Genomic DNA, 17,281 nt, shown 5'->3' with positions numbered 1-17,281 from the left:
TGCGACGATGCAGAAGTGAGCGCCACGTCCCCGACCGCCGGCCGTCCCCGATCCGGAGCCCGGAGGATGCCGGACGCCACCGCCCGCGAGGAGATCCTCGACGCCGCGGCCGAGTTGTTCGCCCGGCGCGGCTACGCCGCCACGTCCACCCGGCTGATCGCCGAGACCGTCGGCATCCGGCAGGCGTCGCTCTACTACCACTTCCCCAACAAGGAGCAGATCCTCGCCGAGCTGCTCGAGGCCACCGTCCGGCCTTCGCTGTCCTACGCCGGGGAGCTGTCCGCCAAGGACCTGCCACCCGCCACCGCCCTGCGCGACCTGGTGCAGTACGACGTCGGCGTACTCGTCGGCGCCCGGTGGAACATCGGCATTCTCTATGCCCTGCCGGAGACCGCGACCGAGCCGTTCGCCCGCTTCCGCCGCGAACGCGAACAGCTGCGCCTGGCCTACCGGGCGCTGGTGGAGGCGGCCGCCCCGGACACCGCGGCCATCACCGGCGACCTGGTCTTCGGCCTGGTCGAGAGCGTCATCGGGATGCGCCGGGACCTACCCGATCTGCCTGACCCGTCAGAGCTGCAGGGGGCGGTCGGCGCCGCCGCGATGCGTCTGGTCGGCCTGTGAACCGGCCGCATCCCCGGCCGCCGGGAGATCTCCCACCAGATCGATCCCATCGAGAGAAGTGGCTTGGCGGCGACCACGGACGACATGCAGACTCCTTCGTCGTGACGCTGCCGCAGCCAGGCAGCCAGGCAGCCAGGGCCTACGGCTCTTACAGTGACCGTCGCGACCATGAAGCGGCCCGGCGAACGCGCGGGCGAAGACTCCGCAGCTGAAGCACCGCACCGTGCCAGGTGTTGCGGCCGGTTCGATGAGGCCGCCGCGCTTCCTTTTCCCTCGGTCGCCACTCAGGCGGTGTGGGCCATGGTGAGGTCGGCGTAGACGACGATGTTGTCCTCGTAGTGGCCGGTGGCGCTGTCGAAGTCGCCGCCGCAGGTGATCAGGCGTAGTCCGGCGTGGCTGATCGGGCCGTAGACGGCCTCGGTGGGGAACTGTGATTTGGCGTGCCGTTCGACCGTGACGACGGTGAACATGGCCATGCTGCCGTCTTCGCGTTTGACGTTGACTGAGTCGCCGGGGTCGAGGTCGGCGAGCCGTCGGAAGGTGCCGGGCTGCTTCTTGTAGTCGACGTGGCCGGCGAGCACGGCCGGGCCGAGGGCTCCAGGGGTGGGTGCCCCGGTGTACCAGCCGACGGTCTTGGCGTCGGTGGGCACCTGCATGGTGCCGTCGGCCTCCTGGCCGAGGCTGGTCAGCGGGACGTCGACGTCGAGGGCGGGAATGACGAGCCGGATCGGGTTCGAGGTGCCCATCAGCGTCCCGGTGGTCAGCTCGCCGCTGCTTCCGGTGCCGGACGGGGTGCTGCCGGACCGCGGAGGGAACGTATCGACCGCGAGGGGGATCTGGTTCGGCTGGTCCTGACCGCTTCGGACGAGTGCGGTGACGCCGATGACGCTCAGGAGCAGGACGGCCGCTGAGAGCGCGTAGCGTCCCCAGCGGTTCCCGGCCGGCTGTGGAGTGCCGGTGTCGGTCATGGGTCAGGCCAGGCGGCGACGGGCGATGAAGGCGCCCGCGGCGGCGAGCAGGGCGATCCCGCCGAGGGCATACAGCGGGGCGGAGTCGTGCCGGGTGCTGCCGTCGCCGGTGTCGACGCCGCCGACCGGAACCGAGCCGGCGGCCGCGCCGGTGACCATGCCGCACAGGGCCGGGTCGGTCACTTCCTGCGGGATGCCACTGAGGCCCGCCGATTTGGCGAGGGTGGATTCGCCGAGGCCGTCCAGGTCGTATTCGCCGTTGTTGTTGGCGTCGATGCCGTGCTGGACGACGTGCAGGTCCTTGAGGTGCTTGATCGTACCGGGGGGCAGGTCGGCGGCGGGGATGATGCGCTCGTAGGAGAGGTTGCCCTTGGCGTCGGCGGTCGGCATCCGATCGACGGCCAGGCCGCTCTTGGGGGTGGTGTCGCCCTTGGCGGTCAGGGAGATGAAGATGTTGCCGTAGTCGGGCATGCCTTCCTCGGTGCTGACGTAGCCGTTGCCGTCGGTGTCAGCGGACATGTCGGGGCAGTGGAAGTCCATGCCGTCGGTGGAGCCGTGCAGGTGCTGCGCGTGCGGGCTGTTCGGGACCAGGCCGGTGGACCGGATGCTGATCTTGAGGTCGCCGTCGGACATGGCGGTCAAGGTGGCGTTGCCGGAAGCGCCGGAGCGGTTGAGCGGGTCGAGCTTGACGTGGACGCTCTCGTCGGCGAACGCGGCGGTGGGGACGGCGAGCAGGATCGCTGTCGCGGCGGGCACGGCCAGAAGGGTGCGGGAGAGGTTCACGAGGGCTCCTTGCTGAAGGGGCGGGTCTTTCCGTCAGCAGGGATTCGTAGCTGAACGTTGCTCGGATTGGTCGGGATGGCGGACTTCTTTCCGGTCATTCCCGTGGGCCGGGGATCGTCCAGGTCACCGAGGGGCGCGACGAGTCACGGAACCCGGTGATCAGGGTGCGCTGGATCGGCAGGTCCAGGCTCCAGTCGGCGTCGCGGGTGGTCCAGGTCAGTACATACGAGCGGTCGTTGCCGGCGGCCATGAGCATCCGGTACGTGTGCAGGCGTGCTCCGGCGGCCGGCTGCCATGAGTACTCCCACTCGGCGCCGCCGCCGGTGACCAGCAGCAGTCCCATACTGACCTTCCGGTATCCGGGCGGCGCTTCACGTTCGGCGTCCTGCCACAGGCGCAGCGGTCGGCCGTCGAGCGGGCCACCGGGTGCCACGGTGAACGACCGAACGCCGCCGGGGTCACCGAAGCACACGTCGCCGCCGTCGGAGCCGCGATGCCACCCGCGCGGCACGGCCAAGGCGAACCCGTCGGTGTCGACATGCCACAGCCAGCCTTCAGGCAGTGAGATCGGCGCCTCCTTGCCGGAGTCGATCACCGGCCGCGACACGGCCGTGGGGCAGGCGCCCATCGGGCTGGCGACGGCCACCGGGGCCTGCGACGGCTCCACGGCGCTGATGCCGTCGCCACCGCTGCCGTTGTCCCAGACCGCTGTGACGGCTCCCGTGGCCACGACAGCCGTGGCTACGCCGGCGATGAGCAGGCCTCGCCATCGTGGTGGCGGGGCCTTCGCGGGTGAGGCGGGCACCACCGGAGCGACGGGCTCAGCGGGCTCCACCGGTGCGGCGGCGGAGCGGTATTGGACCGCTTTGTCGGCCGGGCGGCGAGGTGCCGGCACCGCGTGGACCCCGACGGCCCGTAGGGTCAGATTTCGCAACGCCGACCGGGCGGCACCCGCGGTCAGCCGCTGTCGCGGATCGGCGACAAGCAGTCCGGCGATGACGGTGTGCAGTGGACCGGGCCGCTGCGGCGGATCGGGGGCCTGACTGAGCAGGGCCGCCAGGGATTCGGCGACCTCCGGCCGGGCGTACGGCGGGCGGCCCTCCACCGACATGTAGAGGGTGGCGCCCAGCGACCACAGGTCGGCCTCCCGGCTGGACACGCCGTAACGCAGCCGTTCCGGGGCGATGAAGCGCGGTGAGCCCAGCAGCGGTTCGTCCTGCCCGGCCGGGACGGCGACGATGGTAGCCAGCCCGAAGTCGGTGAGCACCACCCGGCCGTCCTCGGCGATCAGCACGTTGGACGGTTTGACATCGCGGTGCAGCACACCGGCGCGGTGCGCGGCGTCCAGTGCGTCCAGCAGGGTCAGCCCGATTCGTGCCGCGTGCCGGTGGGCCAGCGGGCCGTCGTGGGTGACGATGTCGTGCAGCGAGCGGGACAGCACGTATTCCATGACGATCCAGGACCGGCCCGCCGTGCGCACCACGTCGAAGATCCGGATGACGTTGGGGTGGTCGAGGCGGGCTGCGGCCCGCGCCTCCCGGATCGTGTTGCGCAGGATCTCGGTCCGGTCCAGGTACGGCAGGCCGTCCGGCGCCAGGACCTCCTTGATCGCCACCTCCCGGTCCAGCAGATCGTCATGGGCGCGCCACACCCGGCCCATGCCCCCGGCCCCGGTCAGGGCGATCAGGCGGTACCGGTCGGCCACCACCAGATCACGAGCCTGCTCCCCGGCAGCGTTGTCGTTCACCGATTCCACGCCGTCACCCGTCTCCCTGTGTATCGACCACCCGATACACAGGGATTCGGAGCCGGTCCGCCGGTGGATTGGTCTCCCGGGCGCCTACTTCGATCGCCGTCGACGAGTGCTCAGGCCACGGTGACGCTGATCGTGTGCCAGCCGGTCGCGCCGTCCGGGAACGGGGCCGCCCGCGTCTCGGGCTGCACCGCCCCGTCCCTGTCCGTGGCGCGCACCGCCAGCGAGTGCGGTCCGCCGGTTGCCTGCCAGCTGAACCGCCATTGCGTCCAGGTGTCGGCCGAGGCGGTGGGCAGCAGTTCGGCCGGCGCCCACGGGCCGCCGTCGACGCTGATCTCCACGGCCTGGATGCCCCGCCGCTGGGCCCAGGCGACACCGGCTACGGTCACCGTTCCGGCCGCCATCCGGTCGAATGGCTTCGGTTTGTCGATGCGCGACGCGGTCTTGACGGTGCCCTGCGATCCCCAGCCGCGCTTTACCCAGTACGCGTCGAACTGATCGAAAGTGGTCAGCTCCAGCTCCGTCACCCATTTGCAGGCGCCCGCGTAGCCGTACAGGCCGGGGGTCAGCATCCGCACCGGGAAGCCGTGCTCGAGAGGTAGCGGCTCGCCGTTCATCCCGAGAGCCAGCATCGTGTCGCGGCCGTCCAGGGCGGTCACGACCGGTGTGCCGATCGTCATCCCCTCGACCGACCGGGCCACGATCTGGTCCGCGCCGGGCTGCACACCTACTTCGCGCAGCAGGGCGGCCAGAGGCACGCCGAGCCAGCGGGCAGTGCCGACGTAGGGGCCGCCGACCTCGTTGGAAACGCAGTTGAGGGTGATGTCGCGTTCGATCAGCGGCCGTTGCAGCAGATCCGCGAACGACAGCTCGACCTCCCGGCCGACCATCCCATGGATCCGTAGCCGCCACGCCGACGGATCGACGCGCGGCACGTTCAGGGCGGTGTCGACGCGGTAGAACGTACCGCTGGGAGTGGTGAACTCGGCGGCGACGCCGGTCGGTAGCTGCCGGGCCGGATCGGCAGCCGCCGGGAGCCGGATCGCCTCCCGCGACCTTCCGGCCGCGTTCTCTCGCTGACCAGAAACAGTCATCCCGGCGGCTTGCATCGCACCGGCGCCGGCCGCCAGCAGCGACAGGCGAAGAACCAACCGCCGATCAACACCATCATCGGGTACGGTCGTCGCCGCGCGCCCCCGCTGCCGCAGCAGCCACCACAGCGACAGACCGGCCAGCACCGCCGCGAGCAGCGCCGGCACCGCGTCCAGCAACGTCGCGGCCGGCCGCGACAGGGCGGCGGCCACCCCGACCGCGCCGAGCAGGCCCGTGCCGACCGGGATCGCGGCCCGCCGTCGCGTCGCCGCGACACCGGTGATGGCGGCCAGGCCGGCCACGCCGCCGCCGATCACGGCCAGCAGCACCGGTTTGTCGCTGGTGCCCAGTTCGCGTACAGCAAATTCTTTCAATGCCGTGGGCGTCGCGTCGATGACCGCGCCGCCCACCATGACCAAGGGGCCGGCCCCGGGCCGGATCGCGGCCGCGAGAAGTTCCGCGGCCGCGATCCCGGAGCCCGCCGCGACGATCCCACTGATCGCCCCGCGCAGACCTGGTCTCATCAGCTCTTCGGCATCAGGACGGAGTCGATGATGTAGACGTTGGCGTTCGCCGTCTGCACGTTGCCGCAGACCACCGACGCCGCACCGCCGACCATGAAGTTCTCGCCGCTGCCGGTGACCGTGACCTGCTCGCCCTGCAGCGTCGTGTGGGTGCCGGCCAGATCCGCCGGGGCGAGCTTGCCGGGCACCACGTGGTAGGTGAGGACGCTGGTCAAGGTCTTCTTGTCGGCGAGGACCTTGTCCAGATCGGTCTTCGGGATCTCGGCGAAAGCGTCATTGGTAGGCGCGAAGACGGTGATCCCGTCGGCGGAATTGAGCGAATCGACCAGGCCGGCCTTCTTGACCGCGGTGACCAGGGTGGACAGCAGCGGGTTGCCGGACGCGGCGGTGGCCACCGGGACCTTGCCCATCGCCTCGAAGCTGCCCGCGTTCGCCGGATCGGCCGGGACCGCCGCGCAGCCCGGACCGAAGTTGACCATGTCGGTTCCCATGCTCGGGGCCATGCTGGTAGCCGCGGTGGTCGGCATCGGAGCCGCCGCACCGGTGTCGCCGCTGCTGTCACCGGAGTCACTGCCACAAGCCGTCAGGGAGATCGCGAAGACCGTCGCGGCGGCCAGGGCAGTGAACTTCGTTGCACGCATGATGCGTTCCTCTCATTTCGGGACCTTCACCCGTGATTCGGAGCGAACCGTGCGCTGGATTGGTGGAACCTCAGATTGTTTTCACACCCGCCACCGTCACCGTCGGCGCCGGCGACCCTCCGGGCGGCTCCACCGAGACACCGACCGCGGACGCCGACGACATGCCCGCGACAACCTTCACGATCGAGGTCTGACCGACCGCGAGGACACCCTCCGAAACCGGGGTTCCGGAGCGGACCGTCCACAGCTGGAACACCCGGCCGCCGTCCGGCGCCGCATCCGCGGCCATCATGATCACCCCGGAGTCACGCAACCGGGAATACGCCACGGTGACCTTGCCGCCGCCGGTCAACGGCTGATCCCGCAGCACCACATCAGGCGCCGCCAGGATGTCACGGACCTCGGACTCACGCGTCCGCACGGCCTCGGCCACCGAACGCTCCTCGCGTACCCGCTGCTCCTGAACAGTGAAGACAGCCGTACCCGCCCCGACCGCGGCGACCACCGCGGCGGCCGCGGCAAGCCACCGCGCCCGATACGGCCGCCGTGACCGGCGGAGGGTCTCCACCGGCAGCTGGCGGGTCGTCGCGACCGCGGCCAGGACGTTGTCACGCAGCCGTGGCGGCGGCACCGACCAGGCGCCGTCGGCCAGCCGCGCCGCCGCCTCCCGCAACTCGGCGGCATCCGTCCGGCAGGCGTCACACTCCCGCAGATGACGATCAACAGCAGCCCGTTCCAGATCGTCCACCGCGTCCAGCACATACGCGCCGACCAGCGAGTGAATGTCCGCGGTCACGCCGTCACCTCCACACCCAGGCAGTCACGCAACCGGATCAAACCATCGCGCATCCGCGTCTTCACCGTGCCCAGGGGCGTCTTCAACAGCTCCGCGACCTGCGGATACGAGTGCCCCTGGTAGTACGCCATGATGACCACCTGCCGCTGCAGATCGGTCAGGTCATCCAGGCAGTGCCGCACCTGCTGGCGCTCCAACCGGCCGGCCACCTCGTCAGCGACCTCGTCATACGGGGTCTCGATGGCCGCCACCCCGGCCCGAACCGCCCGCTCCGCCGACGCCTGCTCGGCACGGACCCGGTCGACCGCCCGCCGATGCGCGATCGTGAACACCCACGATGTCGCCGACCCACTGGCCTGATCGAACCGGGCCGCGGTACGCCACACCTCGACCAGCACCTCCTGGGCCACCTCCTCAGCCTGTGCAGGATCCCGCAACACCCGCCGGATCAGCCCGTACACCCGAGGCGCCACCAGATCGTAGAGCCGGGCAAACGCCTCCTCGTCGCCACGACCGACCGCCAGCAACAGGTCGTTCGCACCCACCGGAACATCTGAACCCGGGCCAGGAACCGGGGTCAGGTGCTCCGCCCGGCGGCTCATGCCGCGTTCCGCCATCGACAAACCATCCCTCGTCGCGCCCGATGCCTTCGCGAAGATTCGGAGCCGAAGCATCACCGGATGGGTCTGACCACCAGAAACTTTCTCCGGCCCCGGTACCCAGCCGCACACGCCGCTTCGCTGGGCAGCACCAAGGCCGGGAATGCACCCAGCGGGCTCGGCTACCAGCCGCTCGAGCTACGTCTCGCTTGGCAAGGTCGCCGTCGCCGATCCATCCCTCGAGAAGCCGACACCGGGGATGCCAGCAAGAAGCACATAGGCGTCGTGGCCGCTCAGAGGCAGGCTGGTAGGGCTCCCGCAGCACGTACGCCGGCGGCTGGTGCGACGGGACGGCCCGGACCGGACATACCAGGGCACGGTCAGGTGCGGGAACAACCCGGGTACATCAATAGCGGCCCCACCCTCGGCCGGCGACCGCCGAGGCTCCTACTCTTCATGCCCCTCTGGCACGCGCGCGGCCCGGGGAGGCGTTGACGTCTTCCATCCAGGCTCGTACCAGACCAGCTTCCTGGTGTGACGGTGGCGTGACGCGTCGGTCGCTGTTCGGGCGCCTCGCCCACGAAGGTGGGCGAGGCACCCCTTCGCGGAGGACTACGACGGACAGCGGCTCGGCGGCTACCCGGTGGGCCCCGGCTCGATCGTCGACGGCCTGCCGTACGCCCTCGCCCGCGACCTGCTGATCGCGCCGCTGCCCGCATGGCTCACCGTGAAGCCGAACGGCCGCCGCCGCATCCGGTGCCACCACCACGGCGCCGAGGTGCCGTGTGCCGCTATCGGCTGGTGATCCCACAGGAGCGCCGAACGCCGGTCCCGGCCTGCAAGACTGGTCGGCGTGATGCCCGACCGGCCACGGCTGACCAGAGTCACCACGGTGTGCGGGCCGTGCCCGGCCGACGAGGTGTGGGACCGCTACGTCCGGCCACAGCGCTGGCCGCAATGGTCCCCGCAGATCCGGTCGGTGGCCTATCCCGCCGAGAGACTGCGGCCGCAGACCGCCGGAGTCGTCCACGGTCTCGGCGGTCTGCGGGTCCACTTCCGCATCCTTGACGTCGAGGCGACCGGCCCGGTACGCGCCTGGTCGTGGACCGTCACGGCCGCCGGCATACGGCTCCACCTGCGGCACACCGTGGAAGCGACGCCTGCCGGAACCCGCACCGCGCTGACCGTGCACGGCCCGGCGCCCGCGGTCCTGCTCTACCTTCCGGTGGCCCGCCTGGCGCTGCGCCGCCTGGTCCGCTGACACATGCCCGCCCGGCGTGACCCTTGCCGCTGCGACGGCGACGCGCAGCCCAGGGCGCCGGTCAGCCCTGGGCGGTGGCCAGCCAGCCGTTGGGGTCGCGGCGGACCAGGTCGACCGTGCTGAGTGCGGCACCGATGACGGCGGCGTCCGGGCCGAGGATGGCGGGACGGACCTCGACCGGGGACCAGGCCGTGGTGAGCACGCGACGGTGCAGCTCGCGGTTGATGCCGTCGATGAGCCAGGACGCCAGCAGCGAGTAGCTGCCGCCGAGCAGGACGGTGTCGACCCGCACCAGGTTGATCAGGCCGGCGATGGCCACGCCGAGTGCGGTGCCGGCCTCGTCGAGAGCGGTGGCGATCCGGGGATTCCCGGCGGATGTCAGGGCGTCGATGGCGACGGCGGGTGCGGTTCCCGGCTCGGCGGCGGTGCCGAGGATCGCCTGCAGTCCGGCGTAGCGTTGCAGGCATCCGGTGGCTCCGCAGGCGCACGGCGCACCGTCGCTGTCGACCATCACGTGGCCGAGTTCGCCGGCCCATCCGCGCAGCTGGACGCCGTCGAGGACCAGGCCGGCGCCGATGTCGAACTCGCCGCTGACGCAGACGAAGTTGTTCAGCTCCTGGCCGGCCGCGTACCACTCGGCGAGCGCGGCCAGCCGGGCGTCGTTGTCGACCAGCACCGGCAGTCCGGCCGGTTCGAGCCCGTCGGACAGGGCAGCGCCGGCATCGACGTCGCGCCAGCCGAGGGTGGGCGCGAAACGCACCACGGAGCTGTCCTGCACAGGTCCGGGCGCGGCGAGCGTCGCACCGACCACGGTGAGACGTTCGGCGGCGGCCGCCTGGACGGCACGGTTGGCCATCGTGCTCAGTCCGCGCACGACCTTGTCGGGGTCGAGCCCGTCATGGGGCAGGAAGTCGAGGTGCCGGACCGTGCCGGTGAGGTCGACGACGCAGGCCGAGAGCACGTCGGCGCGGATGTCCAGGCCGAGGCCGGCGGGGCCGGTGCGGGCCAGGGTCAGGCCGACGCGAGGGCGGCCGCTGTTGCCGGAGCGGGTGGGTTCGGCCTCGATGATCAGTTCGGCGGCGAGGAGTTCGTCGATGATCCGGGAGATGGTCGGGCGGGTGAGGCCGGTGGTGGCGGCGAGCTCGCTGCGGGAGACGGGCGTGCCGCGGGCACCGGCGATCTGCCGGAACGTCAGGTCGAGGTTGTGGGCCCGGAGACTGTCCTGCCGGATCGGGGTGTCGGTGTTGGGCGCCACCCGGTGCACCGGTCGGCTCATGAGGCGAGATCGGCGGCGTAGGTGGCGGCCTGTCCCGGTGGTAGGCCGCCGTCGGCGATCACGGTGACGATGCGGCGGCTCAGGGATGCGTGCGGCGCCAGCACGAGCGGCTGGTCCCACGCCAGTGAAGAGCCGATGCCCAGGTAGTCACGGGTGCGGACGAACCACGGGTCGGCGCGGGTGGCCTCGTCGCCGCCGAGGAAGACCAGTGTCCAGCCGGGTCCGGCGACCGACAGCCAGCGGGCGGGCCGGCCGTGGGCGTCGCCGTCGCCGGAGGCGGTGACCCGGCAGTCACCCGACGGCGCGCGCCAGAAGAAACCGCCGTAGCCGGCCCCGGCCCGCCCGTGTGCGGCCGGGCTGCGGATCGGCAGCTCACGTTCGGCGATGTTGGTCAGCTGGAAGCCGAATTCGAGCGCCCACGCGTCCGGCCCGGCCGGCCGGCAGGACAGCGTACGGCGTTCGTACAGCAGCGGGGCGCCGTCGATGGTCTTCCAGCGCAGCGTGTGGATGAGCTCGTCGGGCTTTCGCCGTAACCAGCGCAGGTGTTCCTGGTGCCCCTGGTTGTCGAGCCAGGTGGGCCCGTGGCCGGGGATGAAGGTGCGCCCGCCCCAGAAGTTGGCGCTGTCCACCTCGGCGACGGCGACGCTGACGCCGAGGTGGTGGCGATGGGAGGCGGGCATCAACTCGGTCACCACGGTGCCGCCCAGGGTGCGGACCGGATGCAGGTACGGCCGCGGGGCCAGCGATGCCGGGAGATGGGGGCGCCATGCGTACTCGGCGACGGGCCGGTCGCCGAGACGCAGGGTCGCTGGGACGTCACCGGTCACGGAAGCAGGATAGTGTCACGACGCTGCCGGGGTGATCGCGGTTGCTTCGACGACGGTGATTCCGGGGCCGTCGACAGTGCCCTGGACGATGCTGTCGCGCAGATGTCCGCGTCCGGTGGCCGCGTCATACCCGCCGACCAGCGTCACACCGACCAGCAGGACACGGTCACCGGCCGCCCGCACCGCGGGGGCGCCGGTGGCTTGCACGGTCAGGTTCTGCAGCACGGTTCCGCTGCCGAGCAGGGCGAGGGTGGCCGCTCCGGCGTTGCCCTGGGCACCACCGTAGAACTTGGTGGCGGTCGCCGCGATGTCGTAGGAGATCACCACGTCGCCGTCGCCGCGGATGGTGACGTCGGACTGGTTCGGCCAGATGCGTACCTGCTCGCGGTAGTGGCCGGCCTTGACGACGATCTCCACGCGGCCGCGGGCGTCGCGGGTGGCGCCGAGTGCGGCGAGCAGGCTGCCGTAGTCGCCGGTGCCGTCGAGGGCCACGGTCACCGTCCGCGGGGTCCGTTCCGGCTGGTGACGTGGTCCCGCGTACTTCCGGACCAGGTCTCTGACGCGGGATGCCGGATCGGGGGAGTAGGCGTAGAACGCCGACGGTTCGAAGGCGGTACCGCTGGTGTCGGTGCGCCCGTCGGTGCCGGTGAACAGGTTGCGCCGCTGGACGAGTTGCGCGGTGGCGCCGTGTACGACGAGTGGGTCGTTGACCTGGTCGAACACGCTGTCCTCGACGACCACGCGGGCGTTGTTGCGGCTCATGGTGCCGTACTGGGTGATGTCGGTCAGGTAGTTGTTGTAGAGGTGCGCGGCGGCCGCGTTGTCGATGCTCCAGTTGCGCTGGACGGTGTTGCGGATCCAGTTGTGGTGCGCGGTCAGGTGGGTGACCACGTTGGAGGTCCAGCCGACGCCGAGCGCCTTGTTGATGTCGCTGATCACGTTCCAGGTGAGGGTGACGTGGTCGCTGTCCTTGCGGATGTCGATGCCGCCGTCCCCGACGCGTTCGATCCTGACGTGGTCGATCCACACGTGGTCGGCGGTGTCGAGGCGGATGCCGTCGTTGTCGTTCTCGGCGCTCTTGCCGTCGAAATCGCCGGGGATGTACGAGTCCCGGATGGTCAGGTTCCGGATGATCACGTTGTGGGCGGCGTCGAGGAACAGGCCGCCGCCGACGATCTCCGCGCCGGGCCCGGCACCGATGATCGTCTTGTCGGAACCGACGCTGATCATGTCGCCGAACGGGTCGACGCGGACGCTGCCGACGAGTTGCACGGTCAGTGGTTCCGCCGCGGTGGCGTAGGCGCGCAGGTCGGCGAGGGTGGCGGCCTGCACGGTCCGGCCGGCCGCGCCCCCGGTGGTGCCGGCGGCGAAACCGGTCGGCCGGTCGGTCCAGGACGGGTCGGCGGTGGCGGCGGCGGGTGCGGAGGGCGCGGTGAGCAGGGCTGCTCCCAGGACGAATGCGGCGATCGGGCGTTTCACGATTCCTCCAGAGCCGTGATGAGCAGTGGTTCGAAGTCGGCATGACCGTCGGAGCCGGTGGCGAACAGTCCGAGGGTCGCGCCGATCCAGAGGCCGGGCGTGGCGGTGAACGGCGGCCCGTGTTCCTTCCAGCCCGTTCCGGTGTCGGCGGCGAAGCGGGCGACCGCGCCGTCGGTGACCGTGACGGCCAGCCGGACCGGGCCGCCGACCGGCAGCGGTTCGGTGACGTCTCGTTCCGCCTCGCCTCCGGCTTCGGCGGTCCGGCGGACGAGTCGCGGTCCGTCGGGCTGCTGTTCCAGACCGATCCAGCTGTACGTGTGACCGAGTACCGTCATCCCGGCGCGTGCCCCGGCGGGTGCGTCCAGGCGGACCTCGGTTTCGGCGCGGAACCGTGGCCCGGGCAGCCGCCGGCCCAGCACGGCCGGGAAGGCCCGGAGGTCGTCGCCGGGTTCGCAGAGCAGTCGGTGCGCCTCGGCGCCGGGCGTGGTGGGTGCCGGGTTGGCGGGCCGGGTCCATTCCGGGATCTCGTCGTGCACCCGTGGCGGGGCCGGGTCCGGGACAGGTTTGCGGTGCCGGGCCAGCGGGGTGCCGTGGTCGCCGATCACCGGCCAGCCGTCGGCGTCCCATGTCATCGGCTGCAGGTGCACGACTCTGCCGTACGCCGAGAGGTCCTGGAAATGCAGGAACCAGGACTCGCCGGCGGGCGTCTGCACCCAGGCGCCCTGATGCGGGCCGTTGACGGCGGTGTCGCCCTGGGCCAGCACGACGCGAGGCTCGTAGGGTCCGAGGACGTGCCGGGAGCGCATCGCGTACTGCCAGCCGTTCGTGACGCCGCCGGCCGGCGCGAAGATCCAGTACCAGCCGTCGCGCCGGTACCACTTGGGACCTTCGAGGGTGCGGCAGCCTTCGATGGCGTCCCCGTCGACGATCACGGTGCCGCCGTCGAGCGGCCGGGCCAGGTCGGCGGTCATCCGGTGGGCGGTGAGCCGGTTGTTGAAGCCGCAGCGGCTCTTGGCCCAGCCGTGCACGAGGTAGGCGTTGCCGTCGTCGTCCCAGAGCGGGCAAGGATCGATCAACCCCTGGCCCGGCACGATCAGGTGCGGCTCGGTCCACTTGCCGGCCGGATCGTCGCTGGTGGTGACGTAGATGCCGTGGTCCGGGTCGGGGTAGACGATCCAGAACCGGCCGTCGTGGTGGCGTAGCGCGGGCGCCCAGACGCCGCAGCCGTGGCGGGGAGCGCGGTAGGCGTCCTCGGGGACGAGCCGGTCCAGCGCGTGGCCGATCAGGCGCCAGCTGACCAGATCCGGGGAGTGCAGCAGGGGCAGGCCGGGGACCCGGTTGAAGCTGGATGCGGTGAGGTAGAAGTCGTCGCCGACGCGGACCGCGTCGGGATCCGACCAGTCGGCGAACAGGATCGGGTTGCGGTAGTGGCCGTCGCCGGTGTCGGCGATCCACGGACCGGTCATCGGTGCGCCTCCTGGGCGGCGGCCAGCAACTCGCCGGTGGGGGAGCCGTCGGCGACCAGCACCGACAGGGTGCGGGTCAGGGTGCCGCCGGCCGGGACGATCAGCCGGTCCCAGGCGATGGCGGAGCAGACTCCGGCGTAGTCGTCGCACCGTACGAACCACGGGTCGGAGGAGACCGTGTCGGTGAGGAAGACCAGTGTCCAGTCCCGGCCCTCGAGGGAGAGCCAGCGGGCCGCGCGGCCGTGGACGGCTTCGGTGCCGTTGCCGGTCTCGGCGGTGATCCGGTAGTCGCCGGTGGGCGCGCGCCAGAAGAATCCGCCGTAGCCGGCTCCGGCCCGGCCGCGTGCCGCCGGGCTGTCGATGGTGAGAGTCTCCCCGTCGGCGCTGCTCAGAGTGAACGCGACGCGCAGCAGCCAGGCGGTGCTGTCGATGTGGTGCACGGACAGCTCGCGCCGCTCCCGGGCCAGTGCCCGGCCGTCGCGGTCCAGCCAATCGAGCTGCTGCACCACGCCGTCGCCGGAGCGGTGCAGCCAGCGGACGTGCCGCTGTCTGCCGTGGTTGTCGAGATGGATCGAGCCATGGTCGGCCAGGTAGGTGCGGCCGCCCCAGAAGTTGGCGTCGTTGAGCACCGGGACGGCGATGCTCGCGCCGAGGTGGTGGGCGTGGTCGGGGGGCATGAACCCGGTGACGGTGGTGCCTCCCAGGGTGGTCACGGGGTGCAGGTAGGGCCGGGGCGAGACGGTGGCGGGCAGGTGTGGGTCCCACACGTACCGGGCCACCACCTTCCCGGAGCAGGACAGGTCATGCGCCTGGACTGTCGGCATGGGCGGCAAGCTACCGCCCGTCGCGCATTTAGGTCAATCACTGTAACAAATTACGACTCTTCCTGAATGTCGAGGTGGGAGCGCTGTTGACATACATGCCCCTAGATAGATAAAACACTGAAACAAATCTTCGGCTGGAAGGAAGGCTCGTGAACGCACCTCATGACGGCCCTCGGCTCGACCGGCGCCGGCTGCTCGGGCTGGCCGGCCTGACCGGGCTCGCCGCCACCCTGCCCGCCTGCGGGCGTGGCTTCGGCGGCGGTGGCGGCGACGACGGCAAGATCGAGCTGAACATGGTCTGGTGGGGTGACGCCCAGCGCGCCGAACTAACCGCCAAGGCCCTCGACCTGTTCCAGAAGGCCAACCCCGGCATCAAGGTCAGCACCGAGTACCAGGACAGCAGCCCGTACAAGGACAAACTCGCCGCCCGGTTCGCGGCCGGCAACCCCCCGGACCTGATGGCGATGCGCTTCGACAGCCTGCGCGAGTACGCCGACCGCGGCACCCTGCTCGACCTGTCCCAGCACGCCGGACTCGACCAGTCCGCCCTGACCGACTCCGCCCGCGCCCTCGGCCAGGTCGGCGCCAGGAGCTTCGGCGTCCCGTCCGGGCTCAACACCATCGGCTACATCGTCGACAAGACCCTGACCGACAAGTACGGCGTGAGCATCCCCGACGGCGACACCTGGGGCTGGGACGACCTCGCCGCGTTCGCGAAGCAGGTCACCAAGGCCAGCGGCGGCAAGGTGTACGGCACCAACTTCGAGCCGTGGACGGTCGCGAACCTGCTCGTCTTCGCCCGCCAGCGCGGCGAGGACTTCTTCACCCCTGACGGCAGGCTCGGCGCCACCGAGGCGACCGTCACCGCCTGGTACCAACTCGTCGCGGACCTGCGCAAAGCCGGCGGCATCCCGCCGGCCGGATTCATCGACCAGAACAACGGCGCCTCGCCCGCTCAGTCCTACCTGGCCAAGAAGGCGATCGCGTCGCAGATCATCCCCACCAACGGCCTGCTCGGCTTCAACCAAGCCTGCGGCGGCAACCTGCAACTGCTGCGGATCCCGGGGGAGACCCGTGGCCCCCGCCGCGGCCAGTCCGTCGACACGCCCGCGCTGTGGTCGATCGCGGCGGGCTCCAAGCACCCCGCCGAGACCGTCAAGCTGCTCAACTTCCTGATCAACGACACCGAGGCGGCCAAGGCGGCTGGAGTCACCCGTGGCGTCCCGGCCAACCGGACCATCGCCGAGGCGATCGGATCCGGGCTCGAGCCCGACAACCGGCGCTCCACCGAGTTCCTCAACAAACTGCAGAACGAGAAGCTGCCCGCGTCGTACCCGTACCCGGTCGGCGCCAGCAAGCTCACCAACATCCTCAAGACGATCAGTACCGAGGCCGAATTCGGCCGGATGAGCCCCACCGAGGCCGGCAACCAGTTCATCACCGAGGCCCGCAAGGCGATCGCGCCATGACCGAGGTTCTGCCGCGGGTGCGCCGGCGCAAGCGGCAGGACTGGGCCGGCTACGTCTTCCTGCTGCCCTGGTTCGGCGGGCTGATCTTCATGATCGTCCCGTTCGTCGCCTCGCTGTACCTGGCGTTCACCGACTACGACCTGCTCACCCCACCACGCTGGGCCGGGCTGGCGAACTTCCGGGAGATGCTCGGCGACGCCACCCTGCACCAGTCGCTGAAGGTCACCTTCGTCTACACCCTGGTGTCGGTCCCGCTGTCGCTGGCGGTCGCGCTCGGCGTCGCCATGGTGCTGGACCGGGGCGTACGCGGACTCGCGATCTACCGCAGCGTCTACTACCTGCCGTCGCTGCTCGGCGGCAGTGTCGCGATCGTCATGCTGTGGCGCTATCTGTTCGGCTACGACGGCATCGTCAACGACCTGCTCGCCACGATCGGCATCACCGGCCCGGCCTGGACGACCGACCCCGACTACGCGCTGAGCACCCTGATCCTGCTGCACGTGTGGACGTTCGGCGCCCCGATGGTGATCTTCCTGGCCGGGCTGCGGCAGATCCCCGCCATGTACTACGAGGCCGCCCAGATGGACGGCGCGTCGAAGTGGCGGCAGTTCCGCTCGATCACCCTGCCGCTGCTGAGCCCGATCATCTTCTTCAACCTGGTGCAGGCGCTGATCGCGTCGTTCCAGACCTTCACCCAGAGCTACGTGATCAGCAACGGCAGCGGCGGCCCGGCCGGCTCCACCCTCTTCTACAACCTCTACCTGTACCAGAAGGGCTTCGCCGAGTTCGACATGGGCTACGCCTCCTCGATGGCCTGGCTCCTGCTGATGATCATCGCGGGGTTCACCGCGATCAACTTCCTCGCGGCCCGCTACTGGGTCTTCTACGACAACTGACGGGGC

17 protein-coding genes are annotated in these 17,281 nt (G+C 70.7%); 5 read left to right on the top strand and 12 right to left on the bottom strand.

Annotated elements, in window-relative coordinates:
• Positions 1-15 precede the first annotated feature (15 nt).
• On the top strand, positions 16-621 hold the full coding sequence (locus CLV67_RS47970) for a TetR/AcrR family transcriptional regulator (protein ID WP_203737599.1): 606 nt from the start codon (positions 16-18) through the stop codon (positions 619-621).
• A gap of 284 nt (positions 622-905) precedes the next feature.
• On the opposite strand, the gene CLV67_RS47965 is transcribed toward CLV67_RS47970, so the two are convergent.
• The 7 genes from CLV67_RS47965 to sigK form a co-directional block, all read right to left on the bottom strand.
• Positions 906-1,589, bottom strand: a complete 684-nt coding sequence (locus CLV67_RS47965) for a class F sortase (RefSeq protein ID WP_106330668.1) — start codon at positions 1,587-1,589, stop codon at positions 906-908.
• 3 nt (positions 1,590-1,592) lie between these two features.
• Positions 1,593-2,372, bottom strand: a complete 780-nt coding sequence (locus tag CLV67_RS47960; protein WP_106330667.1) for a hypothetical protein — start codon at positions 2,370-2,372, stop codon at positions 1,593-1,595.
• A gap of 94 nt (positions 2,373-2,466) precedes the next feature.
• Positions 2,467-4,128, bottom strand: a complete 1,662-nt coding sequence (locus tag CLV67_RS47955; protein WP_106330666.1) for a serine/threonine-protein kinase — start codon at positions 4,126-4,128, stop codon at positions 2,467-2,469.
• 110 nt (positions 4,129-4,238) lie between these two features.
• On the bottom strand, positions 4,239-5,741 hold the full coding sequence (locus tag CLV67_RS47950) for a molybdopterin-dependent oxidoreductase (RefSeq protein ID WP_106330665.1): 1,503 nt from the start codon (positions 5,739-5,741) through the stop codon (positions 4,239-4,241).
• A complete protein-coding gene (locus CLV67_RS47945) occupies positions 5,741-6,382 on the bottom strand; it encodes a fasciclin domain-containing protein (RefSeq protein WP_106330664.1) in 642 nt (213 codons plus the stop codon). The genes CLV67_RS47950 and CLV67_RS47945 overlap by 1 nt, the downstream gene beginning before the upstream one ends.
• 70 nt (positions 6,383-6,452) lie before the next feature.
• The gene (locus CLV67_RS47940) at positions 6,453-7,178 is read right to left on the bottom strand and encodes an anti-sigma factor (protein ID WP_106330663.1); all 726 of its coding nucleotides are present in this window, start codon (positions 7,176-7,178) and stop codon (positions 6,453-6,455) included.
• Positions 7,175-7,795, bottom strand: a complete 621-nt coding sequence (gene sigK / locus CLV67_RS47935; RefSeq protein ID WP_106330662.1) for an ECF RNA polymerase sigma factor SigK — start codon at positions 7,793-7,795, stop codon at positions 7,175-7,177. The genes CLV67_RS47940 and sigK overlap by 4 nt, the downstream gene beginning before the upstream one ends.
• A 625-nt stretch (positions 7,796-8,420) precedes the next feature.
• Here sigK and CLV67_RS52490 point away from each other — a divergent pair.
• Together CLV67_RS52490 and CLV67_RS47930 are read left to right on the top strand one after the other, a co-directional pair.
• Positions 8,421-8,582, top strand: coding sequence for a hypothetical protein (locus CLV67_RS52490; RefSeq protein ID WP_170154281.1), 162 nt, complete (start codon positions 8,421-8,423; stop codon positions 8,580-8,582).
• 51 nt (positions 8,583-8,633) lie between these two features.
• Entirely contained in the window at positions 8,634-9,038 is a 405-nt protein-coding gene (locus CLV67_RS47930; RefSeq protein WP_106330661.1) for an SRPBCC family protein, read from the top strand.
• 61 nt (positions 9,039-9,099) lie between these two features.
• On the opposite strand, the gene CLV67_RS47925 is transcribed toward CLV67_RS47930, so the two are convergent.
• From CLV67_RS47925 to CLV67_RS47905, 5 genes are read right to left on the bottom strand one after another with little or no spacing between them, the layout of a single operon-like run.
• A complete protein-coding gene (locus CLV67_RS47925) occupies positions 9,100-10,314 on the bottom strand; it encodes an ROK family transcriptional regulator (RefSeq protein WP_106330660.1) in 1,215 nt (404 codons plus the stop codon).
• Positions 10,311-11,141: a DUF6807 domain-containing protein gene (locus CLV67_RS47920; RefSeq protein ID WP_106330659.1), complete on the bottom strand. Its 831-nt coding sequence runs from the start codon at positions 11,139-11,141 to the stop codon at positions 10,311-10,313. The genes CLV67_RS47925 and CLV67_RS47920 overlap by 4 nt, the downstream gene beginning before the upstream one ends.
• Positions 11,142-11,156: 15 nt before the next feature.
• Entirely contained in the window at positions 11,157-12,620 is a 1,464-nt protein-coding gene (locus tag CLV67_RS47915; protein WP_106330658.1) for a pectinesterase family protein, read from the bottom strand.
• Entirely contained in the window at positions 12,617-14,086 is a 1,470-nt protein-coding gene (locus CLV67_RS47910; protein ID WP_106330657.1) for a glycoside hydrolase family 43 protein, read from the bottom strand. Before CLV67_RS47910 ends, CLV67_RS47915 begins: the two co-directional genes overlap by 4 nt.
• Positions 14,083-14,910, bottom strand: coding sequence for a DUF6807 family protein (locus CLV67_RS47905; RefSeq protein WP_106330656.1), 828 nt, complete (start codon positions 14,908-14,910; stop codon positions 14,083-14,085). The genes CLV67_RS47910 and CLV67_RS47905 overlap by 4 nt, the downstream gene beginning before the upstream one ends.
• Positions 14,911-15,059: 149 nt before the next feature.
• Between CLV67_RS47905 and CLV67_RS47900 the strand changes: the two genes are divergently transcribed.
• Positions 15,060-16,379: an ABC transporter substrate-binding protein gene (locus CLV67_RS47900; RefSeq protein ID WP_106330655.1), complete on the top strand. Its 1,320-nt coding sequence runs from the start codon at positions 15,060-15,062 to the stop codon at positions 16,377-16,379.
• Positions 16,376-17,275: a carbohydrate ABC transporter permease gene (locus CLV67_RS47895; protein ID WP_106330654.1), complete on the top strand. Its 900-nt coding sequence runs from the start codon at positions 16,376-16,378 to the stop codon at positions 17,273-17,275. The genes CLV67_RS47900 and CLV67_RS47895 overlap by 4 nt, the downstream gene beginning before the upstream one ends.
• Positions 17,276-17,281: the final 6 nt, after the last annotated feature.

This window comes from Actinoplanes italicus, from assembly GCF_003001815.1.
Classification (GTDB): domain Bacteria; phylum Actinomycetota; class Actinomycetes; order Mycobacteriales; family Micromonosporaceae; genus Actinoplanes; species Actinoplanes italicus.
This window is presented reverse-complemented; position numbering and strand designations above follow the sequence as displayed.